Consider the following 23652-nt stretch of genomic DNA (forward strand, 5'->3'; position numbering starts at 1 on the left):
GTTGCTGATTTAAAACATGAAAGAATTTTAGACTAATATTCTTTGCTTCTTTCTTTGCGTCTTTGCGCCTTTGCGCGAGACAAATTCATATCTGGATTCAGCAACACCTAAGAATTAATTATTTAGCAGGGATGATTACTTTGTCGATAACGTGAATCACACCGTTACCAGCCTCGATGTCAGCTGTTACTACTTGAGCATCATTGACCTTAACTTCTTCACCAAGTTGAATTTCCACATCGCTTCCTTCAACGGTGGTTACGGCACCTGATTCTAAGTCAGTGGACATAACGGAGCCAGAAACAACGTGATAAGTCAGAATGCTGACTAGTTCTTCTTTATTCTCAGGTTGTAGCAAATACTCTAAAGTTCCTTCTGGTAAAGCTGCAAAAGCTTCATCGGTAGGAGCGAAGACAGTGAAAGGGCCTTCGCCTTTAAGTACATCAACCAAGTCAGCTGCTTCTAGAGCGGCAACCAAGGTATCAAAAGAGCCTGCTGAAGTAGCAACGTCAACAATTGTTTGTTGAGATTTAGTGGCTACAGTTTGTGATTGCTCAACTGCTTGCTCTTCAACGGAAGAGTTCATTTCTGCTACCACAGCAGCACCAGAGATAGCGCTGACCATAGTTAGACTACCGACTAATAGTTTAATAGAGCTAGAGAATTTAGACATGGTAAAAAAGCTTTATGTTTAGGGTTATGTACGAGAAGATAACTCCTTGAATATAACAAAATATTGCATATTTGTAAAGCTTTGTTACGAGAAGTTGCGCTACATTTCGAGGCGAATCAATTATGCTCATATTTAGAGGTTTTGGCCCTGGTAGTTCTCCAAAAAAGTTCTGATGGGTTTGATAAGTCATGGGGGATTGGGGCAATAGGGACTTAGGGGCATATTTACCTGTCATATATGAATTGTTGGACTACTAGTGGACGTAGGCGTAAATAAGCTATCTATCAACGAGGAGTAAAAAGCTGATGTATCAAGACTTATTACTTTCTACTCATTACTTAATTACTTCCGAGCAGCGGCACTAGGCTCTAAGTCTGATGAATCAAAGAGGATTTGGGGATTTAGGGAAAAGCCAAAATAGATTCTCAAGGCTATTAACAATCCAAGTTGCTAGATGTTCTGTTTTGTCTTCTAATTTTTCTTCGATTTTGTCTAAAACTGAATTAAAAAGCTCAGAAATAAACTTTGCCGCGATCGCAATTATCGTCACAGAAAAAGTAACAAACCCCATAATTGCCGCAGTTTTCAGCTCACCTTCCTTGATTTGATTAACTGTCGCTACAATCCCAATCCCAGAACTCGGAAACCCAAGAATTTGCACAATCCTTTGAACTAGTTTCTGTCTGGCAGCTCGACGTTTTAAAGTAGATTCGGTTTTCTGTGATTTAGGCGATCGCCCTTGCAGCTCACTCATTTGTCATTGGGAGTATTTCAGACAAATATCGATACTTAGTGAGCTTATCGTATTTTTGAAGCTAAATTGTATTAGTAAAATATATTAAACATTCTTTAAGTTGTATTGAACTGGTATTCAAAGTGCATTGCAGAGCAAGGCAATAAAGCAGCCATACTAAAGGTTTTATCGATAAAAATCCAGCAGATAAATGCTTATATTTGAAGATATTTTGGGCAACTATTAATTTGTATCTCAGAGTACAATACATCTCAAAAAATATTTGCTAATGTGGTTGGTGGGTATTTGTCAGTTCGCAAAAAAAAGTCTATACTGTGCGTTGGTGTAGATTGAAAACTCTGACCATACTTCAATGGTTTGTAGTTATAAAAAATTTGTAATATTACATAAGGTGTGAGGGCCATGTCAAAATTATTACGTAACATACTAATCGGAGCTCCTGTAATTGCTGGAATCGCAATGGGTTCTTCAGTTCAGGCTCAAACAGATAACAGCCAAATGCTCAACCAACTTCGTAGCTACAGTAGCGAAGGTGGAGTGAGCTCTGTTAATCAAGTAACTAACGTTAACCAACTAAGAGACGTTTCTCCCGCAGACTGGGCCTATGAAGCATTGCGCAGTTTGGTTGATCGTTATGGTTGTATTGTTGGTTACCCTGACCAGACTTATAGAGGAAATCAAGCTTTAAGTCGTTATGAATTTGCTGCTGGTCTAAATGCTTGTTTGAACCAGATTGAGCGTCTGATTGCTTCTTCCGAAGCTGTAATTAGAGAAGACATTGAGAAAATCAATAGATTACTACAAGAGTTTGAAGCAGAACTTGCTACTCTTGGTGGTCGCGTTGATAGTCTGGAAGGTCGTGTTGCCTTCCTCGAAGATCATCAATTCTCTACAACTACCAAATTACAGGGTGAGGTTGTATTTGGATTAGCTCAAGAGTTTAACTACGATAACCAAGCCGTATTCCAAGATAGAGTTCGTCTAGCGTTTGTTTCTAGTTTCACTGGTAAAGACTCTTTGTATACTAGATTAGATGCTGGTAACGCAAGAACTTTCAACGATATTGATACTGGAGCATTCACCTACAGCTTCGACAACGGCAATAACGTTGAGATTGGTTGGTTGGCTTACTATTTCCCCATCGGAGATAACATCGATGTTTACTTGCCTGCGGCATTCCCCCTATGGCAGGATTTCGTTCCCACAGTTAGCCCCTACCTAGATAGCTTCACTGGAGCTACTGCTTCTTTATCTAGTTTTGGTGAGTCTAGTCCTATCTACAAAATTGGTCTAGCTGCCGGTGGTGGTGTTGGTGCCAACGTCTCGCTGCTCGATGACAAAGTAGTTCTTAGTGGTGGGTATTTTGGAGATCAATCCTTTGATCCTTCCCAAGGAAACGGCCTGTTCAATGGTGATTTTTCAGCTCTAGGTCAGCTTACTTTTAATGCTACTGATGATATTCAATTAGCAGCTACCTATGTTCGTGGATATTTCCAGAATGGTAGTGGAATCTTCGATTTAGGGGTTGGAACTAGCAGCGCTAGTAATCCTTTGAATGATGCAACTATTACTACCGACTCCGTTGGTCTTCAAGGTTCTTGGACATTGATGGATTCTAAAGTAGCAGTCAATGCATTCGGTTTGTGGACTCAAGCAAATGCGACAAGTAACCCTCAAGATGCCGAGATTTGGTCCTATGGTCTTGGCTTGGCATTCCCTGACCTTGGAAAAGAAGGAAACTTAGGTGGTCTTATTGCAGGTGTTGAACCTTATGCAGAAGATGAAGATAATCCTATCCACGTTGAAGGTTTCTACAAATATCAACTTAATGACAATATTTCCGTCACTCCTGGTCTAATTTACATTATTGCTCCTAGCGGCAGTTCCGATGACGATGATGCAGTAATTGGTGTTGTTAGAACTACATTCACATTCTAGGTTGTTAAAGCTAGAATTACTCGAAATTAGATGATGTAAAACTTTGTAGGGATGTCCAAGATGACGTCCCTATTTTTTGCTTCAATCACTGTTTCTTAGCTAGTGCCGCTGCGCGGAAGTAATAAGTAATGAGTAATGAGTCTTGATATATAAGCTTTTTGCTCTTCGTTGATGGTTGTCTTATTTACGTCCGCGTCCACTAGTTGTTTGGTAGCTTTTCTTCGCCTATCTGCGTCGAAATTCAATTGTGCCATATTTGATAGTGATATCATATTGATTGTAAAAATTCTGCCCTAAAAGTCCAATATCCATACTAGGGGAGATCGCAATATCCAGGTCTTTACTAATGATTCCTCCTGCGGTGACGGAAGTGACACTGCCAATTTCAAAGTGAATACGATTATTACTCGCAGTTTGAAAAGGTAAAATTCCTAGTGGTTTAATTTTAAGAGTTTTGGCCATGGGAGCTGTAATAATAGTGAGACTAGCTCCAGTATCAAAAAGCATCTCAAAAGTATATTTTTTGTTGAATTGCACATCAATAACTGGCGTCCCGCCTTCTCTTCTTTTGATCGGTACAGAAAAAACGTCAGGATCTATTTTGTTGGGAGCATGGCGTCGAGGAGTTTTAATTGTTTGAGTTGGTGAATTGTTACTACAAAGATGCCCTAGATTTATTGGATTTCCTGTACCATCTAACATGAAACAGCCATGTTCTTGTTGCGCTGAGCTGATGGAGGGCGTAAGAACAACAGTTAAAGGTAGAATTAGAAGATTAATGATTCGGCGCATTAAAAATATCTCAATAATTTTTTTTATAACTATTTATAATTTAAGAATTCCCGAATCAGAGTTTTGAATTACCAGCTGTAGTGCTATAAATTTTATTTGTATTTATGAAGTCTTATTCTTTAATTGCTCCTGGAAAGATTAATCTCTATTTGGAAATAATAGGAGATCGTGCTGATGGATTTCATGAATTGGTTATGATCTTGCAAACTATTGAGTTGGCAGATGTCATTGATCTCCAGTCGAATGATACTCAAGATATCACCCTCCATTGCAATCATCCCCAAGTGCCAGTCGATGCAACCAATCTGGCCTATCGTGCAGCTCAACTGATGTGTAAGACTTTTCCGGCTGCTTATGCCAATTATGGAGGAGTTGATATTAAGATTACCAAAAATCTTCCGGTAGCAGCTGGTTTGGCAGGGGGTTCAGTGGATGCCGCAGCAGTGTTGGTGGGCATGGATTTAATGTGGAATTTGGGGTTAACCCAGCCTGAATTACAAGATTTGGCAGGAAAACTTGGTTCTGATATTCCTTTTTGTATTTCTGGAGGAACTGCGATCGCAACTGGCAGAGGGGAAAAATTAGATTTAATTACTAATTTGGATAATTTATGGGTGGTGTTGGCCAAATATCAAAGTATTAGTGTTTCAACCCCTTGGGCCTACCAAACTTATCGTCAGAATTATCGCAATAGTTATGTGTCTGCTCGTGAGGATGTAATCTCTCGTGGCGATCGCATTCGGTCGGGAGAGTTGATGAATGCCATCATTAAACAAGAGGGTCACAAAATTGGTGAGCTGCTATATAACGATTTGGAGAAGGTTGTACTGCCAGAATATCCCAAAGTGTCGCAATTAAGACAGCTATTTGCCGATCTAGGGGTTTTGGGGACTATGATGTCTGGTTCTGGCCCGACGGTATTTGCTTTATGTAGCAATGAAGAGCAAGCGACAGATGTTATGAGCAAGGTGCAACATACTATTAACGACTCTGATTTGGAGCTATGGGTAACCAAACTTGCCAGTAGTGGCATTCAAGTTGCCTAAAAACCTACAGGTTTTATGGAGTTGAATTCTTATTGCACAGCCAACAATGTGTTGAGGGGTCGAATGCTGAGGTCCTGATAAAATTCTTCCTGAGATAATTCGACTTTGGATTGGGAAGACAAAAGTAATAAAGCCCAGAAAATACTGGCTTTGCCTGTTCCTTCATGTTCATTTTGCGATTGGTTTTGTTCCCAGGAAGCCAATAATTTTTCCCAATCGATAAAATTTTCTTTCGGTTCTAGTTTGAGAAAGTTGCAAAACAAAAATTCTTCCAATTGCATTGCCAACTCCGTCAAATTCTCATTATGAGCTAGTTGTGCGATCGCTCGCATAGCTGCCCGACGAGAAGTGGAAGTCTTTTTCGGACGCTCATTTGTACTGGCAGCTTCGATTTCGGCAGCAATATGTTCGAGTTGTTCAATCAACTCTTGTAAAGTGACTCGGCGTTTGCTCTTAGGCGGCACAGAAGTCCGACGATGGAGATGGTTTTCCAGAAATGGCGGCAAACCTGGGGAATAGTCTTCATCCTCTAGGAGCAATAGTTCATCAGAAAATTCTTCGTCATGTTCTCCTTCTTGATAAAATTCCTGCAACATTTGTAGAGTATCTGCTTTGAGCAAGACCAGCATCGATGCCCATAAGAAAGTTTGACCTGACTGGGGAAGATTCGCTTCAGCTAAAGGTTGTTCTGTGGTTCCGATTAATCCCAATTCTGCGAGAAAGCGGTCAATAATCTCGATGACAGGAACGTCCCAGGGATCTATTTCCCCTTTTTCTGCCGCATCAATTAAATTTGCAATTGCGATTTGTGTAGTCTTGGTTGCCATGCGTCAAAATAATTGATAAAGGATAATAGAAGTAATAGTAATTACTTAACTAGAAGTATATTGAAGATGAATCAATTTGTTGCAGATTTGCGTCAAAACTATACCCTTGGAGATTTAAGCAAAACCAATGTTGAATCAAATCCGATTCGACAGTTTAAATTATGGTTTGAGCAAGCAGTCGAGGCTGATATTATTGAGCCAAACGCCATGACTCTAGCAACTGCAACCCCAGATGGCAAGCCTACCGCGAGAATTGTCTTACTCAAAGGATTTGATGAGAGAGGTTTTGTCTTTTATACTAATTATCAAAGTCTCAAAGGGCAGCAGGCGATCGCAAATCCCCAAGCAGCTCTGGTATTTTTCTGGGATAGGCTAGAAAGACAAATTCGGATTGAGGGTCAGATCAAGAAAGTTAGTCCAGAAGAATCAGACAGTTATTTCAATTCTCGACCTCTAGGTTCCCAAATTGGCGCTTGGACTTCTAATCAGAGTGAAGTGATTCCCAATCGTGAATTTTTACAGCTGAAACAGCAGCAAATAGCTGAAAAATACCAAAAGCAAGAAAAAATTACCCGTCCAGATTATTGGGGTGGTTTTCTGGTGGTTCCTAACATCATTGAATTTTGGCAAGGCCGACCCAACCGACTTCACGATCGCCTAATTTATCGTTTGCAACCAGATAATTCTTGGATTATCGAGAGATTATCACCTTGAAGTAAGAAGGGTAAAGATTTTTGCTTTTTTGTACTCTTGACGTGATAATCATGTAATTATGACTAGTGGTAGGGCATGAGGAAGAGAAAGTATAAGTATGGATTTTTCTAAGCAAGAAAATAATCCCCAGTCGCGAGAAATCATAGAAAGTTTTGCCCGTGGGGTGTTACAGAATAAGTATCACCTCATAAAAAAACTCTATGAAGAGGAGATTGAAACCGTATATGTCGCTACGACCAAAGATACTTCCTCTTCTGCCCAATATCTAATTCAGCAATTTACTCCTCAATATGTATCTGAAGCTCAGTTAATCGCCGCTAAACGTTTATTTAATCAGGAAGCCGCTATTCTGCAAAGATTGGGGCATCATGGGCAAATTCCCTCTATTCATGATTATTTTGAAACTCAAGGACAATTTTTTGTTGTTCAAGAGTTCATCGTCGGACAGAGTTTTCAAGATGAGCTAGGGGAAGCTAATGCTTATAGTCAACAAGAAACAATTGAGTTCCTCAATAATATTTTGCCTGTCCTGAATTTTATTCACGACAATAATTATATCCACCGAGATATTAAGCCTTCTCATCTGATGAGAAATTCAGCCGATCAGAAAATTGCTTTAATTAATTTTTATTCAATTAAAGAAAAAATAAATCCTCAAAACTTGGATATCACCGGGCAATTTGCGCCGCACCTGACGGTGGGGACCCAAGGCTATATCCCAATGGAACAACATTTAGGTAAACCTGTATTTTGCAGTGATATTTATGCTCTGGGCATTGTCGTTATTCAAGCTTTGACTAAAATAAAACTTATTCAATTAAAGTATGACGACAATAATAATCCAGTCTGGCGTCATTTGCTTCCTAATGTCTCTGCTTTTGATCCTGAATTTCTAGATATCATCGATGCTATGGTATGTTGCAATTACCAAAAACGTTATCAATCGGCGATCGCGATTCTTGAATCCTTAAAAAAATTAACCTCTGCTCACAAATTTTCCCAAGCCACCTTAGTCACGGAATCTTCAGCAGCTAGGGTCTATTCTTCCGAGAGAACTTTAGTGCAGAGCAATAGAGAATCAACCCCTCAAGGTGTCGAACATACTGTCATTCAACAATCTCCAGAAAGTAATATTCAATCGCCAGAACAAACTCAAATAATCAATAATTCAGAAACAGCACCCAGTTCCTCAGAGCGTACTTTGATTATTGGGAATTCAGAAGCCCCTCCCAAAGCTACAGAACATACTCTGATAATTCAATCCCATGATCATATTGAGTCTACTCGCATAATCGAACCGGGAACAGTTGGGCCTCGCAATAAGCATAAAAATCAAAAAGATGAAGCTCAACTCAGCTTAAAGCTCATGGCCATTATAAGCACAGCATTAATAGCTTCAACTATGATGCTTGGATTATTGATATTAAGGAACAATCAAAATTCTAGACCTGAAAATTCTTCTAAAAATTACCCATTGGCCATTAAAAATTGACCATTACTTATTACTTATTACTGATTACTTATTACTTATTACTTATTGCTTATTACTTATTACTTATTTTCTTCAACACTAATAATCCGTCTAATCTCATCAGATTTAAACCCGATCGCCATTGGTCTTTTGACTCCAGGTATGACTGAGACATCATATAGTTCTTTGACCACCCCTTGAATACGTAACCAATGGACAATATCACCAGTAGTTAAATCAATCACCATCAATCCACAACGAGGTTCCACTCCTTGCTGTTCTAATTTGGCATTCATTGGTAAATCGGCAAAGGTTTTATTGTCCCTCGATTGGGAAAGGCCGACGATCGCATAATTACCACTAAAAGCACATCCTCTAAGATATCCAGGGCAAAAGGCGATCGGTTCAAACTTGCCTTCTTTAGGCTTGATATAACCAAACTCCCCTGTCCCAGAATTAAGAACCCATAGTCTATCTTGATACCAACGAGGAGAATGGGGCATCGATAAACCAGTAGCGATCGTTTCATTCGTTCTGACATTAATAATAGAACCACCATCTTGTCTGCGATCGCGCCAACCGTCGGCAATGTCCGTTTGTCCCACGATAGTGACAAAGCGAGCCTTGCCATCCCTCAGGGCCACACCATTGAGGTGACAACGGTCTTCTGCTGCCAACTTAGAAATAAAGGGCGGTTTCCATACTGATTTGAAACTGTGGGTCTGGCTTACCGTTGCCAAACAACTAAATAAAGTATTGACAAAAACTAATTCTCCCGATTTTTCTACAATTAAATCGTGAACATCGAGATCTCCCGTGATGTATGCCATCTGAGGCACATAAAGAGCATCGTAACCATTATGGATTTGTCCTGGTTGCAAAGCATTTTCAAAACGCCAAATTTGATATAAAGAACTCAAATACAAAGTTGAACCAGCAACATATAAACCCATACAGCGGTCAAAACTACGCTCAAAAATTGATAATTTTCCGTTGGGCTGCAAACCAATAAAAAAAACCTTTCCTGCCTGGTAAGTGGTAAAAGCCAAACTCAGATTTTGTTCATGTAACCAAGAGTTGAATTGACGAGATGCCGAGATTTCTAAAGATGGTGTTTGATGAACAGCTGCTGAATCGGAGGTAGTGTTAACCATGGGAAATTTAAAATATCAATTTTTCTTTTATAAGATAACTCAAGATTTTTTCTTCACAAATTGACTGAATCTGCTATCATTGGATACGGTTACAAATTGGAGAGGTGGCTGAGCGGTTGAAAGCGGCTCCCTGCTAAGGAGTTATAGGGGTTAACTCTATCGGGGGTTCGAATCCCCCCCTCTCCGTAGTCTTATTTTATTTCAGGTTAATTGATTCCTTTTCCGGGGTTGTATACTGGTGCTTATCGTCTTTTCAAGGTTACAGTACAATCTGGTCAGCATATATTTGTGAGGAGTCTAGTTAAAATCATGGCCAATCAGAGAAAAATAAATTATTATCAGGCGCTAAAAAAATCAGTCCTGGCAATCACCTTTTTGAGCACCAGTTTATCTCTTGCTGCTTGTGGTGGTGGAAGTAACCCCAATGCCAGTCAGGAAAATGCTCAAGGTTTAAAACTCGGAAGTTTAGTCCCGACAACAGGAGATTTGTCTTCTATTGGACAAAATATGCCAGTTGCAGTTCAGTTAGCAGTCGATACGATTAACGCTTGTGGCGGAGTTAATGAAAACCCTGTGAGCCTGGTGTCTGAAGACAGTCAAACTGATCCGAGCACAGGCAGTAATGCCATGACCAAATTGGCTGAAGTAGATAAAGTAGCAGGAGTGGTAGGAGCTTTTGCCAGTAGTGTTTCAGGTTCAGCAGTGGATGTGGCAGTCAGAAACAAGGTTATGTTGGTTTCTCCTGGAAGCACTAGTCCTGTGTTTACGCAACGAGCGAGCAATGGTGAATTTAATGGGTATTGGGCGCGGACGGCTCCGCCTGATACTTATCAAGCCCAGGCTTTAGCCGCTTTAGCTAGTAAACAGGGATTTAAGAAAATTTCTACCGTGGTAATTAATAATGATTATGGAGTAGGTTTTGAGCAGCAATTTGTTCAAGCTTTTGAAAAATCTGGGGGAGAAATTCTCCAAAAAAATAATCCTGTTCGTTACGATCCTAAAGCGCCCACTCTCGACAGTGAAGCTAAATCTGCTTTTGGGGGCAAACCCGATGCGGTAGCTGCTGTGTTATATGCCGAAACCGGAAGTGTCTTACTCAGATCTGCTTTTGAGCAGGGCTTGAGTGACGGTGTGACTGTCCTGCTAACAGACGGAGTGTATTCTGAAGATTTCATCCGACAGGTGGGAAAAACTGGGGATGGTAAATCAATTATCAGTGGGGCATTGGGTACAGTTCCTGGCGCAAATGGTGAAGCTTTGAGTGAGTTTACCGCTCTATGGAAAGAAAAAACTGGTAAAGAATTGACGGCTTTTGTCCCTCATAGTTGGGATGCTGCGGTACTAATGATGTTGGCAGCAGAAGCTTCTGATACGAATACAGGAGAAGGAATTCAGAGTAATATTCTAGAAGTTGCTAATGCTCCTGGTACAGAAGTGAGCGATCCTTGCCAAGCAATGGATTTAGTTCGTCAAGGCGGGGATATTAACTATCAAGGTGCTAGTGGAAATGTTGATATTGATGAAAATGGAGATGTTATTGGTGGTTATGATGTTTGGCAAGTTAATGAAGATGGTAGCTTAGCCGTAATTGATAATATAACTCCTGAGTAAAAATACTGAAGGCAGAGGGAAAAAGTGAGAAACAAAAACTTTGTGATTCACTCACTTACTCTCTGTCTTGGATTTTATTTGATCACTCAATATTTTCTACTTCTTTTTGTAAAACCGCTTTTCTAAAACCTAAAACCACTAATATATTAGAGAGGGTCAAAAAGAATTCTGCACTACCATGAAGCCAGTCGATATTGGCCAACGATTCACCATAATGAACTTTGGCATAGATACCCGCAGGAATCGTAATCGCGACAAAAACTAACAAGACATAAAATCCAATCAAAGCTAACCGGGGAGTTTTTCCTGAGCGTGTCATGAACCAGAGAAACCCTAGATAAGGAAAGAGAGACAGAGCGAATAGAGTATCTTTGTTCATGAAATAGGCAATTGAGCAATGGCGTAACTTTAACTATAAACTAACCGATACATATACATAAATGTGACTTTAACCATAACTTTGCCAAAAGAAACACATTGTTTTTAATTTACTTAAGCAATGTGGGTTTAAGTAATCCCATCTAATTAAATTTCACCGGAATCCATTACTACAGGTATTTTCATAATGACTACTACTGTAACTTGAGATAACCTGACTAAAGCGAGGTCAATTCTGCGCAATCATCCTTCTATTGACCTACTGGGCTATTAGGAAGGAAAAGAACTAACCGATATCTTGAAAATCTGGTCTTATTTGGGGCGTGGTCGTCGCTTCACCATCGACGAGACGAACTGGTGCGATCGCGATCGCCATAATCAATTGGTGATTTATCGGACAGCACCTCGACATATTAGCCGCTATTGCTTAATTTGGATTATTGCTATCTTCTAATTTCGGACATCTCTGAAAATTAATATGTGCATTTTTGTTTTCTGTTAGTGAAGTCCAGCCCCTCAGTGAATTATGCTGAATGAAAATCCAAAATCGTCCCGTTGTATCACTCGTGATACTAGCAGGCAGACCTGCTTGAATTTTTTCCCCATTACTTAAGTAGCCTATATATTGTGATAGAAGTGTTGGCTCTTGACGTACTCGTAAACCATTACCAATGTCACTTTGAACTTTTAAACATACAGGATACGCTAAGTCATTCAAAACAGCGGTACTCAAGTAGGTGATAACAAACTTGCCCTCAACCTGACAACCCCACTCAACCTGACCAGTTCCAATTTTATATATGAAATTATTAAGTCGATACCAATAAGTGGGTGTTGTTTTTAGCTCTGATGCATTTTTTGCGCAAAAAGCTTTGAAGTCCATATAGCCGCCCAGCTCTGAGTTAGAAAAACCAGCAGAAAAAGGCAAGGTTTCTGAAGAAGTAACTGGTTGCCATTCCTGCCAATAACTATTGTGGTTAGCGGTGATAATAGGCAATAAGGATAGCAAATATATATTTATTGTCGCTAAAAATCTCAATACATGTAGCCCCTATATTAATTTTTTTAATATCACGTTGAACAATAGACCTATCACACTATCGATAGAGAGAGTGTTCAATCTGGGAAATATTGTTGATTTAAGGCCTATCGCTTACTTAAACCATGTTGTTTTTTCCATTGCTCAATAGCCTGGATTAAATTTTCTGAGGAAGCTCCCGTAATAATATAAGTTTTGAACTTTTCTCCCTCACTTAGATAAGAGGCGTAAGATGACTGTAGATAGGGAAGATAATCAGCGCTATTTGCAATATAAACTTCAAAAAAAGCTAATGTCATAGCCTTTCCATATTCAGAAATTAATTGGGGGCTAGGTAGCTGAAGCTGGGGAACCATTTTAAGTAACTTTGAGGCTCCACCATCTAGTTTAGATAAATTAATATGAGTTTCGCCTTCTTCTAACACTAGATATCGCTCTGAAGAATTTAGCCAGGGGAAAGAACGAGCCTGCTCAAAAACAAAGGGAGTAGCAGGATCGTAACTCCCTGCGCCCAAAGCTACGGGAATTTGAATTTGACTCAAGCCTTGCTCTCCGAAAATACTGGCATTAACTGCATTATTAGCAATAACTGCTTGGATACGCTCATCTCGGAAATTATAGTCTTGGCGCTCTAGTTTCAAGGCTCGGCATTCGAGTAGTAAAGCAGTATTAAATTCTTCCAACTCCAGGGCACAATCTCTCTCTAATTGCTCAAAATTCGGTGTAGGAGCAGCTCCGGCCACGGCCAAAGCTGTATATCCCCCGTAAGAATGTCCATATAGACCGACTTGACTTAGATCTAGCTGGTTATCAAATTCGTTTGAGTTCCTTCTTTCTAGCTCATCAAGTGTGTAGTGAATATCTAGTGGGCGATCAATAAAGGAGTTGAGGCTAGATAGATCTTGATAATAACCTTCGCGAAAATCTTGGGCATATTGAGCATCACTTCCCGGATGTTGGGGCAGAGCGACAAAAAAACCATAGGAAGCTAAGTGTTTAGCCTTATCTGCAAATTCTTCGGGCTGAGAACTTAACCCATGAGAAATAATTACTACTGGGGTTTTATCCGGTCTTAATTTCTCTGGTCGGTAGACATCAACATAAAAAGTGCGATCTCGACTAGCATCAGTGAGGTTCCAAGTCTCTTGCTCAATTCCGTAAGTTCCCGGAAGACGCAAATCTTGAAGTTGAGCAAAATCTGTATCTGGTTTCGCGGCTATTTCTTGCGCTGATAATTTAGCAATCTCGACAGCGAATAGTTTAGTTCCCTCAACAATCAGTTCTAGATCCTGATGAAGAGACAGAGACTTTCTAAGGTCAAGCTGAATGTTAGTTCCGAACTGACGAAATAAGTTGAGTAGGGTCAAGCCTTCTTCATCAAAAGCAGCTGAAACAATTGCTCCCCTTAGGGGATATTTGCCATTGCCCCCACCTTGAACATTGATAAATTGACCGATAAAGTTTAGCAGGCGCTCCCCTTCGTCTGTATTAAGCATCCGAGATAGCACAACTGGATCAATATCAATTCGCTTACTTAGAAGTTCGCGGAACGATTGTTGTTCTTTTTCAGTTGCTTTGGCCAGTTTAAGATAAAAACCTAAATCCTGGTTGATTATTCCTTCATCAACAAAAAGTTCTAGGGAACTGATCCGAAGAGACTCAATAAAGGGACTGTAGTAAAAATAAATCTTTTCAGCAGCTTTGAGGGGCATTGCCATTAACGCTGTAGTGCTAATACCTAATGTGAGAGAGACCAGCCAACGGCTTAACCCTGATGGATAGTGCTTATTTACATTTTTCATCAATTTATAATGGAATTCTGAAGCTTTATCTTAATTCACGATTGATTTGCCGCAAGATCCCTTTCTTCTGAAAGAGACCAAAACATGAGTACATTAACAGAATGGCAAAGTTATGCGTACTGTCACAACGACTTTTATTTGGATAAAGGGTTTTTATGGACGTAACTGGATTCGAACCAGTGACCCCATCGATGTCAACGATGTACTCTAACCAACTGAGCTATACGTCCTTACTATACAGAAAACATTGCTTTCTGCCTAAGTAGGTATAACATGTTTTCCTTTCTAGTTGCAAGCAAAAGTTTTTGTCTACAATTGTGCTTTGCTTTTCATCCAAATGTAAGCTATTAAAGCTAAAAGATTTCTCTGATTAAAGTATCTAGATGTTGCATTTCATGGGTTGCCATTATAGATAAACGGATGCGACTTGTCGGAACTGTGGGAGGCCGAATTGCTGGAGCAAAAATTCCTGCTTCTTGTAGCTGTTGTGACCTATCAAGAGCAGCTTTTGGCGTATCAAATTTGAGACAGATGATCGACGATTCAGATGGGAACAAATTGGTTGAGGATATTTGTTGCTTCAAATAATTAACATTACGCCAAAGTTGTTTCCTGATAGCCGGTTCCTCTTTGATTATTGCGATCGCAGCTAGGGCCGCAGCCGTATCCGCAGGAGATAACCCCGTAGTATAAATCCAAGTAGCAGCTCGATTACGCAGAAAATCAATTAAGTTTGCCGAACCCGCAACATAGCCACCTAAACTACCCAAAGCCTTGCTGAGAGTACCGATTTGGATTAATTTTCCATTAGTAAAGAAGGCCGCTTCGCGATCGCGACAACCAAAATATTCTAGACAACCGGCTCCTGTTGCCCCCATAACTCCTGTCCCATGAGCCTCATCCACCAAAACCATTGCTTGATACTTGCTGGCCAAGGCCAATAACTCTGGCAGGGGTGCGAGATCTCCATCCATACTAAAAACACTATCTGTTGTGAGCAGACAACGACGATAATTAGCACGATGCTGATGTAATTTTTGAGCTAAATCAAGCATGTCACAATGGGCATAATCGATCGCTGTGGCTTGGGAGAGAATAGCGCCTTTTTTGAGGCTGGAGTGATTATATTGATCGCCTAAGACCAGATCATTCTTGCCCACTAGAGCCGAAATTGTCCCGAGATTAGCCAAATAACCAGAACTAAAAACCAAAGCATCTTCGGTTTGTTTTAGAGATGCGATCGCTTGTTCCAATTCCCGATGTAATTTGCGATGTCCAGTGAGTAGCCGAGAACCCGTACTTCCTGTCCCATAGTTTTTGGTCGCAGCAACGGCTGCATCAATTAAGCGAGGATCTCCTGCCAATCCCAAATAATCGTTACTAGCAAAATTAATTACCCTGCGCCCTTCCAACTCGATTATTGCTCCTGGAAGACCAGAAACTTCTCGAACAGAACGATACCAATTAGCCCGACGAATCGTCTCTAAAGATTTATCCAGCCAATAATTATTCTGTTGTTCCTGAATTTCTTCCATCTCTTTGACAGTCCATTTAATGTCTTGGTAAGCATTCCCTAATACTTATTACTTATTACCCATTACTTATGCAAGTTGCGCGAACATTTCCAAAGTCATTTTGGGAAATATAGGTCATAAAACTTGAAAGCGGTCTTGCTGATTCGATACCTATGGCTTTAACTACTTCCAATCTCAATAATTTTACTCCTGAAGAGTTAGTTAGTCTTTTGCGAGGAACTGGAGTCACCATCAGTAATATTAAAATTACTCCGGGAGGAGGAGACGGGAATCTAGCCATTGGTTCTTTTAATGGTGGTCTTTCCGAAGATATTGGAATAGAGTCGGGAGTGATTCTGAGTTCGGGGAATATTAACGAAATTTCCGGGCCCAATGACGATGATGGGACAGGTAGTGCACTGGGAACACCAGGAGATCTAGATTTAGATTTGATTCTGAATCCGAATCTTCTAGATGAAACTGAAGATCGCGAAGAAGTAGAAGGCGAGACTAATGATGCGATCGTCTTAGAGTTTGATTTTGTCCCAGACAATGAAGAATTTGTCTTTGAATATGTTTTCGCTTCAGACGAATATAACGAATTTGCAAATAGTGACTTCAATGATATTTTCGCCTTTTTATTAGATGGTGAAAATATTGCCTTAATTCCTGGAACAACTATTCCCGTATCAATTAACAATATCAATGCGACAGAAAACGTTAATTTTTTTAAAAATAACGATCTTGATGATGTTGGCGTTGAAGATCTCCTCGCGACGGAGTTTGATGGACTCACTACAGTTTTGGGGGTTAGGGGTTTTGTCACTCCAGGCCAGACTCACCATCTTAAGTTGGTTATTGCCGACACAGGAGATTCTATTTATGATTCTGCGGTATTTCTTAAAGAAGGAAGCCTATCCACTCCTCCAATAATCGCGGATGCGACGTTATCTGTTAATCAAAGAGATGTAGTAACTATTGGTGGTTCGGTTTCGCCTGCTCTAGCCAAACTTAAATTCACCCTGTCTGGAACCAATACTGATTCGATTAATGAAGTAGGAGTATTTGAAGTTGACGATGATTTTGGGACTATTGATGGGGTGGCACCTGGCTCGGCTGATTACGAACAACTAGCTTTAACAAGAATCACCTCTCGATCTATTTTTACGGGACTTTCCGGCTCCTTAACGGATGGCCAAGATCTAACACGTTTAATTAACTATGATGTAGGTAGCAAACTGGGATTTTATTTAGTTGCTGGTGGTACTTCTGACATGATATTGTCGAATACGCCTTTATTTCTTCATAATCCAACGCCACAGGTTTTATTTAGTTTTCCCGAAGCAAATTCCAATTTTCAAGACCCTTTAGTTATCACCGGCAATAACAATGGTTTGACTTTAGCTTGGGAAGATGGGCTCGCAGAAAATGACTATGATGATTTAGTTCTGACCTTAGAAGTTGCCGATCCTAATGCAATTCCCAATTCTGCCCTCAGCGCCAGAAGACAGGGGGATGTCCAAAAGGAAATTATTGATCTTTCCATTCTTGAAGATGGCGCAACAATTGGTGCCAACATTAATGTCTTGAGTGACTCTGTCCATCATAATCGCGTAGGCTTATATCGCTTAGAGAATGCCCAAGGAGCGGTTTTCGATCCTGTCACCGAAGAACTATTAACTCCAGATCAAAATGGATATTTGGTAGCAGCTATCCGTCAAAAAGTATTTGAATTTGATAGTAATGGTGGGGGAAATGTCACATTAGAAGAAGGTTATTATGCGCCTTTTATGATCGTAGACGGAACAGCAGAAGAATGGCTAGCTTCTAATCCTAATAACTTTTATATTAGAGACACTTTTGCTTATGTACCCTTCATTGAAGCGGAAAATTCTGTTCAAGTAGACTACGATCGCATTACTCTATTAGCCGATAATATGTTCGGCTTTGAAGAATCACTAATTGGGGAAAGTGATTTTGATTTTGATGACATAGTTCTGATGGTTGATTTCCTAGAAAATAGTGAGACTTCTTCGGTTAATAATGTAATCCAAGTAGGGGTTGATACAGATAGTGATAGTCTTTTGACTACGCCCATCAATCGTTTTCGCAATAGTACAGTTCCAGGGAGATACTTATATGCAGCAGAAGAAGAGAGTCAGAATATTCGTGTTAATTCTCCCAACCTGATTGAGGAAGGGCAAGCGTTTAAAGTATCACCCGTGCCCCAAGACGGTTTAATTGGTCTAACTCGTTTTCGAAATAGTAATATCCCAGGAGCTTATCTTTATGCAGGGGAAGCTGAAAGTCAAAATATTCGCCAAAACTTTCCTAATTTAATTGAAGAAGGAGTAGCTTTCTATGTTTATGATGGAGCAGCAGATCAGGGGGTAGATTTCTACCGCTTACAAAACCAAAATGTACCTGGAGCCTATCTTTTTGTCACTGGGGAAGAAAGACAGAATATTCTCGCTAATTCCTCTAATTTCATAGATGAAGGTATTGCTTTTGAGGCCAATATTTAAAGTGATCAACTCACGGGGTGACAACCAGGTCAAAATATATCTTGTATGAACCCGAGTTCGATTAGTACAAAATTTACTAGTTCTGAATAAGTACTTGGGGATTTAGGGATTTGGGGGTCTAGGGAAAAGCCTATTACTTCGTGGTTCAACTTGGAAAATTTAATCAAAAGGAAAATTCGTCGAACTGATGTTGTATAAGGATTTTAGCTCTAAGACCTTGTTGATAAACAGGGAGTTTTCTAGGAGTTAATCGCTAAGAGTTAAGCGCATTAATTGCCCTAGCAAATGCCGACAAAATTCAAAGGCTTCAACCCGGCGTTGCTGAATTAAGGGATGGATAAATCAGGAAAAGAAGGTACTTTTTAAAAGTGTAAATAATAAGTTAATAGTCTAATTGAGTATTTCAACATCTGCTGAGATTTTGAGTAACAAAGAGTTTTGCGATGTAATCGAGCAAGATAATGTCTTAAGCGAGTATTTTCTCCTTCAACTCTAGTCATGTAATGCTTACAGACTATTTGATCTCCATCAGGAATAAAACACGGATAAACTTTCCAGCCGTCGGTAACGTAAAAATAGCATTAAGTTTCGTATTAGAACTCCCACTGCCACAGCAATAAATTAATCAAATTGATTTATTGTCAGAGCGCGATCGCAATTCAATATGTGAACTTTTGCAAAGACCTTGAGGATTCCTTATAATGTTTAGTAATAAAACTTCACAATCACGTACACTCAATATTTATCGAGGATTAACATCATGGAAAACCAAGATAACAAATTTGGCTTTACTCAATTTGCGGAGAACTGGAACGGCCGCTTAGCTATGCTCGGCTTTACTATCGGCCTCGCCACTGAGTTGATGACTGGTCACGGCATTCTATCCCAGTTGGGTCTAATTTAGTCAAAATATATTGCTCAATCTTGTCTCGCCGTAGTAGTTCTGCGGCGCGAGTCCAACCAAAAGACAATCAAATCTCCAACCAACCAAAGAAAGAAAGGATTAATCTCATGGAAAACCAAAACAATAAGTTCGGCTTTACTCAATTTGCAGAAAACTGGAACGGTCGTCTAGCTATGCTCGGCTTAGTTGTGGGCATTGCTACTGAGGTGATGACTGGTCAAGGTATTTTGTCTCAGTTGGGTTTAATGTAATCAACCAATCGTTGGGACTGTGAGGCTAAATTTTCTCATAGTACTCTGACTCAATGGCGGCTAGGGGCTAAGGCTGCGAAGCCGCCATGGATTTAACAGGGCTTCGTCTTAAACAAAACTAAGGCGAAGCTAAATAACTTTAAGAGCGAAATTATTATTTAGCGAAATTATTATTTTTAGTTGATGATTCCTAATCTTTTTCAAGCAACCCAAGAATATTGGCGCAAGCTAGACGAACTAGAGGCTGCCTACCAAAAAGGCATGATACCTCTTGAAGAAGTAGATGCGAAAGTCGCTGAGTTGATGGCAGAACTGGGACAGGAGCGTCGAGCTACTTTTGCTTATCTGTGGCATGGCTGGCAGAATTTACTAACGACACAAAGAGAGACTATTATTAGCTTGGCTATTTTGATCGTTGTTACCTATGCTTGGCTTTTAAATCGTCCGGTCATCTGAATATAGCGCTACGCGCAAGTCAAGAGTCAAAAGTCAAAATTAGGCTTTTCCCTAGATCCCCAAATCCCTAAGTCCCTATTCAGACACTAGTAAATGTTGTACCCATCGAACTCACTTTGTAATAGTTCCTCGCCCAGAGTGCATCAATCCTTTACAATTGGAAACAATAGATTTTTAGACATTTCTCGTTAAATGCAATCTTAGGAATTCAACGCCATAAAGCGCGAGAATCATGTTGTTCGATACGCCTTTACATATTTCCCATACCGTACTCAATACCTTGGGGGTCAAAACATCAATACATTATGCATCAAGGATTCCCTCTAACAAAAGAATCCTGTTGGTGAGTAATCACCGTAGTTTTTTGGATGCGCCACTATTGATGTCGGCAATCAATCGTCCAGTACGTTTTGCTTGTCATCACTATATGAGCCAAGTTCCTGTGATGCGGGAGCTGATTTCTGTGATGGGAGCATTTCCTCTCGATGCTCCGAACCAGCGACAGAAAAAGTTTTTTCGGCAGTCGGCTGATTTTTTGCAGTCCCAGCAAACCGTAGGCATCTTTCCTGAAGGTGCCCAGCCCATGGTTCAAGTTAACGCGCCGCGTCAGATAAGCCCCTTTCATCGAGGTTTTGCCCATTTAGCTTTTAGAGTCCCAGTTCAGGAGTTGGCAATTTTACCTGTGGCGATCGCATCAACAGAAGAATATAGACATTCGGTGGCACCCCTCAAGCTGTTTAGTTTATTTGACCCTTCGGAACCATTATTTGATTGCGGGGGTTGGCATCCCGCTATTGTTTACCGCAGTGTTAATATCTTATTTGGTCATCCTATCTGGATTACAGAAGCTCAAAGACAAGATTATCAAGGCAGGCGAGGAACCTTGAGAGCTAAAGAATTGACTCAATCTTGCGCTCACCAGATTACTAAACTATTGCATCAAGGTTGCTAAATTTACGTTGCTTATGCCAATTTCTGAAAAATGCTTGCGTTTCTTAAAACCAAATGAGCCAAAATTAACCAGTCCTCTATTTATTTATTTGCCAGGGATGGATGGCACTGGTCGGTTGCTGCGATCGCAGTTGCCAGGATTGACAAAATTTTTTGACATCCGTTGTCTATCTATTCCCCTGGACGATCTTAGTGATTGGGCAGCCTTAGTTGAACAGACGGCAGCTCTGATTCGAGCTGAGCGCAAACTAGCACCATCGCGCCCTGTTTATATCTGTGGCGAGTCTTTTGGCGGTTGTTTGGCACTAAAACTCGCAGCCTACTCCCGTGATTTGTTTGATCGGATGATTTTAATGAATCCTGCTTCTACTTTATCTAATCAACCAATAGTGGGTTGGGGCTCAACTCTGGTTCCATTGTTGCCCACACCTTTATACAAAATGTCTGCTATCGGACTCTTACCATTTCTGATTGCTACTGAGCGAGTATCACCTCAAAATCAAAATGCCTTACTAACAGCAATGCAGTCTGTAACCGCAAGGACTGCTGCTTGGCGAATTTCTCTATTAAGTAGCTTCAATCTCGATGAGATGCCATTACATAAAATATCTCAACCAGTTTTGATTATTGCCTCTGAAGCTGATCGAATATTACCCTCTGCCACTGAAGCAGATAGACTAACTGGTTGTTTGCTCAATGCGAGAAAAGTTCTGTTGTCCAAGAGTGGTCATGCTTGTCTTTTGGAGAGAGAGATGCGACTTGCAGATATTCTGTACTCTCAGGAGTTTGTTGGGCAAGCTGCGCTCAAGAGTGAGAATTTTATTAGTAATTAAAATTAAGTTTTTATATAGCGGATCACAAAGTCATTCTGTAATTTTTAATGGCAAAAAATGACTTAGAAGAGATTCTGAAGTATTATTGCTTCAATTGACGGGAAATCAATAGATGCCAAAATATTTCTTACTATGTTTGCTCGCCACTGGATTTTTCTCCAGAGTGCCCCTTGTTAATGCTCAATCAAGACTTGCTGGAGAAATTTCACCTTTAGAAGCTCAAACTCAGAGCGAAGTAGACAACTTACTAATATCGCAAGATAAACCGATTGTCGTACCATCTGGGTCAGGAGAAACCATTAGCGAGATTCAGGTCCGTTTTGTTGATAAACAGGGTAATCCGACAGAAGGAAAAACTAAACCTGATATTATTACCAGAGAATTTGCATTGCAGCCTGGAGATGTTTACGATGCAGAGCTAGCTCAAACAGGACTAAGGGGAGTCAATAGGCTATTCATTATCGACCAGGCAACCCTCGATTTGGAACCAACGGGTGATAGCGATAGCGTAGTAATGGTGGTTCAGGTAAAAGAAAATAGTCAGTTTTTCTTCAGTTTTGGTTTAACGCTCGATCCGCCAACAGCTCTGAATGGACCAGCTCGCCCCACAACTGTAATCCCCATGTCAGACAGAGCAGGCGGCTTATCTAGTGGAGTTCGCCTTGGGTTGCTTAATCTTGGAGGCAATAACCAAGCGCTCACCCTAGGGATTGAAGGTGGCGAAGAACTATTTGGTTTAGATCTTGATTATCGTAAGTTTATCAAGCACGACAAGGGTTATGCGGTTAATTTCTTTAATCGTCAGGGCGTTGAGCCGGAATTTGATGGTGGCGATCGCGATGTCAACTTAGATAATGGAGATGATCCTTGGATTGGTCGGATTGGCGGCGGGTTTGAGGTTTTTAATTCTATTGCCAAAGATTTTCAAGGAGCCTTAGGGATCAACTATCAACTGGTGTCAGCTCGAGATGATGCTTTTTCCTCGGGGTTAGAGCCAGTAGATGAATTTGGGAATCAAATAACTTTCAGTGATGATGGTCAAGATATCTTACTAACCTTGAATTTTGCTACATCTTTAGACAAGAGAAATCGTCGCAGCAACCCGACCCAAGGCTATCGATTACTATTTCAAACAGATCAATCTATTCCGGTCGGTGATTCCAGCATTTTCCATAATCGTCTGGCGGCTAACTATACTCAATATTTACCTGTCCCTTTGTTCGGTTTTAGGGAAGGAGCAAAAACATTGGTTCTAAACTTTCAAGGAGGAACCGTTATTGGAGATTTGCCTCCCTATGAGGCTTTTAGTCTTGGGGGCTCTAGTTCGGTTCGGGGCTATGGCTCAGGGGAATTGGGCACAGGCCGCAGTTTTGTGCAAACTACCGCAGAATATCGTTTTCCCATTTTTGCGATGAGCGCTTTCAAAAAAGAATTTGACATCGGGGGAACTTTGTTTATTGACTACGCAACGGATTTGGGTTCGGGGGATACAGTCAAAGGAGAACCAGCAGAAGTGCGAGATAAACCAGGGGATGGCTTTGGTTATGGTGTGGGGTTGCGGACCTTAACTCCCATCGGAATCATCAGATTGGACTTTGGCATCAACGATCAAGGGGATACCGCAGTTATTTTTAATATTGGAGAACGTTTTTAAGCTAAGTAATGGGTAATGGGTAATAAGTAATGAGTAATGGGTAATGGGTAATGGTTAATAAGCAATGATAGTAATATGTAGAATCTAGGGAAAATTAGTAACTGAATTAAACTGAGAAAAAATAGTTAAACCATTGGGTATTTCATTACAATAGGCTGCATCTACAAATATTACTCGGATATTTCTTCTGGCGATCACTTTATTGGAGAATTAGAAACAAATCGCGCCAAAGTATTAGGTGACACGACTTGGAAGGTTAGCAGAAAAATGAGAAAGTAAAGAAGGAAATATAAGTCAAGAAAAATGCTTCCTCTAGTTGGCATACCCAGAACGATTGCAAAGTTCCTTGAATCATACCGAAAAGT

General features: G+C 40.4%; 22 protein-coding genes, 2 tRNA genes and 1 pseudogene. 13 read left to right on the plus strand and 12 right to left on the minus strand.

Features of this window, described 5'->3' with window-relative positions; translation table 11 throughout:
• Window positions 1-118: 118 nt before the first annotated feature.
• Both XEN7305_RS06190 and XEN7305_RS06200 read right to left on the minus strand, forming a co-directional pair.
• Complete coding sequence (locus XEN7305_RS06190) at window positions 119-673, minus strand: fasciclin domain-containing protein (RefSeq protein ID WP_006508508.1); 555 nt, start codon at window positions 671-673, stop codon at window positions 119-121.
• Between the two features lie 382 nt (window positions 674-1055).
• Window positions 1056-1427, minus strand: a complete 372-nt coding sequence (locus XEN7305_RS06200) for a hypothetical protein (RefSeq protein WP_006508509.1) — start codon at window positions 1425-1427, stop codon at window positions 1056-1058.
• Between the two features lie 402 nt (window positions 1428-1829).
• Between XEN7305_RS06200 and XEN7305_RS06205 the strand changes: the two genes are divergently transcribed.
• Window positions 1830-3365 (plus strand): iron uptake porin, encoded by a 1536-nt coding sequence (locus tag XEN7305_RS06205; protein ID WP_006508510.1) that lies wholly within the window; start codon window positions 1830-1832, stop codon window positions 3363-3365.
• Window positions 3366-3590: 225 nt separating this feature from the next.
• On the opposite strand, the gene XEN7305_RS06210 is transcribed toward XEN7305_RS06205, so the two are convergent.
• Window positions 3591-4157 (minus strand): TIGR02281 family clan AA aspartic protease, encoded by a 567-nt coding sequence (locus XEN7305_RS06210; protein ID WP_006508511.1) that lies wholly within the window; start codon window positions 4155-4157, stop codon window positions 3591-3593.
• 104 nt (window positions 4158-4261) lie between these two features.
• Between XEN7305_RS06210 and ispE the strand changes: the two genes are divergently transcribed.
• Window positions 4262-5203 carry a 4-(cytidine 5'-diphospho)-2-C-methyl-D-erythritol kinase gene (ispE, locus tag XEN7305_RS06215; RefSeq protein ID WP_006508512.1) on the plus strand — a complete coding sequence of 314 codons (942 nt, stop codon included), beginning with the start codon at window positions 4262-4264 and terminating at the stop codon, window positions 5201-5203.
• Between the two features lie 29 nt (window positions 5204-5232).
• Here ispE and XEN7305_RS06220 read toward each other — a convergent pair whose 3' ends face one another.
• Window positions 5233-6030, minus strand: coding sequence for a segregation/condensation protein A (locus XEN7305_RS06220; protein WP_006508513.1), 798 nt, complete (start codon window positions 6028-6030; stop codon window positions 5233-5235).
• Window positions 6031-6096: 66 nt separating this feature from the next.
• On the opposite strand from XEN7305_RS06220, the gene pdxH reads away from it, so the two are divergent.
• Window positions 6097-6744, plus strand: coding sequence for a pyridoxamine 5'-phosphate oxidase (pdxH, locus tag XEN7305_RS06225; RefSeq protein ID WP_006508514.1), 648 nt, complete (start codon window positions 6097-6099; stop codon window positions 6742-6744).
• Window positions 6745-6841: 97 nt separating this feature from the next.
• Window positions 6842-8236, plus strand: coding sequence for a protein kinase (locus XEN7305_RS26440; RefSeq protein WP_006508515.1), 1395 nt, complete (start codon window positions 6842-6844; stop codon window positions 8234-8236).
• A gap of 59 nt (window positions 8237-8295) precedes the next feature.
• On the opposite strand, the gene XEN7305_RS06235 is transcribed toward XEN7305_RS26440, so the two are convergent.
• Window positions 8296-9369 carry a TIGR03032 family protein gene (locus XEN7305_RS06235; protein ID WP_006508516.1) on the minus strand — a complete coding sequence of 358 codons (1074 nt, stop codon included), beginning with the start codon at window positions 9367-9369 and terminating at the stop codon, window positions 8296-8298.
• A 98-nt stretch (window positions 9370-9467) separates the two neighbouring features.
• On the opposite strand from XEN7305_RS06235, the gene XEN7305_RS06240 reads away from it, so the two are divergent.
• Window positions 9468-9555: transfer RNA gene (locus XEN7305_RS06240), tRNA-Ser, on the plus strand.
• A gap of 123 nt (window positions 9556-9678) precedes the next feature.
• A complete protein-coding gene (locus XEN7305_RS06245; protein WP_006508517.1) occupies window positions 9679-10980 on the plus strand; it encodes an ABC transporter substrate-binding protein in 1302 nt (433 codons plus the stop codon).
• An 82-nt stretch (window positions 10981-11062) separates the two neighbouring features.
• Here the strand turns inward: XEN7305_RS06245 and XEN7305_RS06250 are convergent, their stop codons facing one another.
• The 6 genes from XEN7305_RS06250 to bioF all read right to left on the minus strand — a co-directional run bounded on the left by XEN7305_RS06250 (window position 11063) and on the right by bioF (window position 15734).
• Complete coding sequence (locus XEN7305_RS06250) at window positions 11063-11359, minus strand: DUF3593 domain-containing protein (RefSeq protein WP_006508518.1); 297 nt, start codon at window positions 11357-11359, stop codon at window positions 11063-11065.
• A gap of 285 nt (window positions 11360-11644) precedes the next feature.
• Entirely contained in the window at window positions 11645-11770 is a 126-nt protein-coding gene (locus tag XEN7305_RS30000; protein WP_255324959.1) for a hypothetical protein, read from the minus strand.
• A 15-nt stretch (window positions 11771-11785) separates the two neighbouring features.
• The gene (locus tag XEN7305_RS06255; RefSeq protein ID WP_006508519.1) at window positions 11786-12397 is read right to left on the minus strand and encodes an SH3 domain-containing protein; all 612 of its coding nucleotides are present in this window, start codon (window positions 12395-12397) and stop codon (window positions 11786-11788) included.
• Between the two features lie 107 nt (window positions 12398-12504).
• Entirely contained in the window at window positions 12505-14199 is a 1695-nt protein-coding gene (locus XEN7305_RS06260) for an alpha/beta hydrolase (protein ID WP_006508520.1), read from the minus strand.
• Between the two features lie 156 nt (window positions 14200-14355).
• Window positions 14356-14429 (minus strand) — tRNA-Val (locus tag XEN7305_RS06265).
• A 123-nt stretch (window positions 14430-14552) separates the two neighbouring features.
• Entirely contained in the window at window positions 14553-15734 is a 1182-nt protein-coding gene (gene bioF, locus XEN7305_RS06270; RefSeq protein ID WP_006508521.1) for an 8-amino-7-oxononanoate synthase, read from the minus strand.
• A gap of 152 nt (window positions 15735-15886) precedes the next feature.
• On the opposite strand from bioF, the gene XEN7305_RS26445 reads away from it, so the two are divergent.
• Complete coding sequence (locus tag XEN7305_RS26445) at window positions 15887-18238, plus strand: choice-of-anchor L domain-containing protein (protein WP_006508522.1); 2352 nt, start codon at window positions 15887-15889, stop codon at window positions 18236-18238.
• Window positions 18239-18600: 362 nt separating this feature from the next.
• Here XEN7305_RS26445 and XEN7305_RS27430 read toward each other — a convergent pair.
• Window positions 18601-18819 (minus strand): annotated as a pseudogene (locus XEN7305_RS27430) (IS1 family transposase); the annotation flags it as partial.
• 179 nt (window positions 18820-18998) lie between these two features.
• On the opposite strand from XEN7305_RS27430, the gene XEN7305_RS06285 reads away from it, so the two are divergent.
• The 6 genes from XEN7305_RS06285 to XEN7305_RS06310 all read left to right on the plus strand — a co-directional run bounded on the left by XEN7305_RS06285 (window position 18999) and on the right by XEN7305_RS06310 (window position 23287).
• Window positions 18999-19142, plus strand: a complete 144-nt coding sequence (locus tag XEN7305_RS06285; RefSeq protein ID WP_006508523.1) for a hypothetical protein — start codon at window positions 18999-19001, stop codon at window positions 19140-19142.
• A 107-nt stretch (window positions 19143-19249) separates the two neighbouring features.
• A complete protein-coding gene (locus XEN7305_RS06290; RefSeq protein ID WP_006508524.1) occupies window positions 19250-19393 on the plus strand; it encodes a hypothetical protein in 144 nt (47 codons plus the stop codon).
• A gap of 183 nt (window positions 19394-19576) precedes the next feature.
• A complete protein-coding gene (locus tag XEN7305_RS06295; RefSeq protein ID WP_006508525.1) occupies window positions 19577-19849 on the plus strand; it encodes a hypothetical protein in 273 nt (90 codons plus the stop codon).
• A 232-nt stretch (window positions 19850-20081) separates the two neighbouring features.
• The gene (locus XEN7305_RS06300) at window positions 20082-20801 is read left to right on the plus strand and encodes a 1-acyl-sn-glycerol-3-phosphate acyltransferase (RefSeq protein WP_006508526.1); all 720 of its coding nucleotides are present in this window, start codon (window positions 20082-20084) and stop codon (window positions 20799-20801) included.
• A 13-nt stretch (window positions 20802-20814) separates the two neighbouring features.
• The gene (locus XEN7305_RS06305; protein WP_006508527.1) at window positions 20815-21633 is read left to right on the plus strand and encodes an alpha/beta fold hydrolase; all 819 of its coding nucleotides are present in this window, start codon (window positions 20815-20817) and stop codon (window positions 21631-21633) included.
• A gap of 112 nt (window positions 21634-21745) precedes the next feature.
• Complete coding sequence (locus XEN7305_RS06310; RefSeq protein ID WP_006508528.1) at window positions 21746-23287, plus strand: BamA/TamA family outer membrane protein; 1542 nt, start codon at window positions 21746-21748, stop codon at window positions 23285-23287.
• Window positions 23288-23652: the final 365 nt, after the last annotated feature.

The organism is Xenococcus sp. PCC 7305 (assembly GCF_000332055.1).
Taxonomy (GTDB): Bacteria; Cyanobacteriota; Cyanobacteriia; order Cyanobacteriales; family Xenococcaceae; genus Xenococcus.

Excerpts from the sequence above, each read along its gene's own strand:
- XEN7305_RS06190 (WP_006508508.1), bottom strand. The coding sequence starts at position 673 with ATGTCTAAATTCTCTAGCTCTATTAAACTATTAGTCGGTAGTCTAACT.
- XEN7305_RS06200 (WP_006508509.1), bottom strand. The coding sequence starts at position 1,427 with ATGAGTGAGCTGCAAGGGCGATCGCCTAAATCACAGAAAACCGAATCT.
- XEN7305_RS06205 (WP_006508510.1), top strand. The coding sequence starts at position 1,830 with ATGTCAAAATTATTACGTAACATACTAATCGGAGCTCCTGTAATTGCT.
- XEN7305_RS06210 (WP_006508511.1), bottom strand. The coding sequence starts at position 4,157 with ATGCGCCGAATCATTAATCTTCTAATTCTACCTTTAACTGTTGTTCTT.
- ispE (WP_006508512.1), top strand. The coding sequence starts at position 4,262 with ATGAAGTCTTATTCTTTAATTGCTCCTGGAAAGATTAATCTCTATTTG.
- XEN7305_RS06220 (WP_006508513.1), bottom strand. The coding sequence starts at position 6,030 with ATGGCAACCAAGACTACACAAATCGCAATTGCAAATTTAATTGATGCG.
- pdxH (WP_006508514.1), top strand. The coding sequence starts at position 6,097 with ATGAATCAATTTGTTGCAGATTTGCGTCAAAACTATACCCTTGGAGAT.
- XEN7305_RS26440 (WP_006508515.1), top strand. The coding sequence starts at position 6,842 with ATGGATTTTTCTAAGCAAGAAAATAATCCCCAGTCGCGAGAAATCATA.
- XEN7305_RS06235 (WP_006508516.1), bottom strand. The coding sequence starts at position 9,369 with ATGGTTAACACTACCTCCGATTCAGCAGCTGTTCATCAAACACCATCT.
- XEN7305_RS06245 (WP_006508517.1), top strand. The coding sequence starts at position 9,679 with ATGGCCAATCAGAGAAAAATAAATTATTATCAGGCGCTAAAAAAATCA.
- XEN7305_RS06250 (WP_006508518.1), bottom strand. The coding sequence starts at position 11,359 with ATGAACAAAGATACTCTATTCGCTCTGTCTCTCTTTCCTTATCTAGGG.
- XEN7305_RS30000 (WP_255324959.1), bottom strand. The coding sequence starts at position 11,770 with ATGTCGAGGTGCTGTCCGATAAATCACCAATTGATTATGGCGATCGCG.
- XEN7305_RS06260 (WP_006508520.1), bottom strand. The coding sequence starts at position 14,199 with ATGAAAAATGTAAATAAGCACTATCCATCAGGGTTAAGCCGTTGGCTG.
- bioF (WP_006508521.1), bottom strand. The coding sequence starts at position 15,734 with ATGGAAGAAATTCAGGAACAACAGAATAATTATTGGCTGGATAAATCT.
- XEN7305_RS26445 (WP_006508522.1), top strand. The coding sequence starts at position 15,887 with ATGGCTTTAACTACTTCCAATCTCAATAATTTTACTCCTGAAGAGTTA.
- XEN7305_RS06285 (WP_006508523.1), top strand. The coding sequence starts at position 18,999 with ATGGAAAACCAAGATAACAAATTTGGCTTTACTCAATTTGCGGAGAAC.
- XEN7305_RS06290 (WP_006508524.1), top strand. The coding sequence starts at position 19,250 with ATGGAAAACCAAAACAATAAGTTCGGCTTTACTCAATTTGCAGAAAAC.
- XEN7305_RS06295 (WP_006508525.1), top strand. The coding sequence starts at position 19,577 with ATGATTCCTAATCTTTTTCAAGCAACCCAAGAATATTGGCGCAAGCTA.
- XEN7305_RS06300 (WP_006508526.1), top strand. The coding sequence starts at position 20,082 with ATGTTGTTCGATACGCCTTTACATATTTCCCATACCGTACTCAATACC.
- XEN7305_RS06305 (WP_006508527.1), top strand. The coding sequence starts at position 20,815 with ATGCCAATTTCTGAAAAATGCTTGCGTTTCTTAAAACCAAATGAGCCA.
- XEN7305_RS06310 (WP_006508528.1), top strand. The coding sequence starts at position 21,746 with ATGCCAAAATATTTCTTACTATGTTTGCTCGCCACTGGATTTTTCTCC.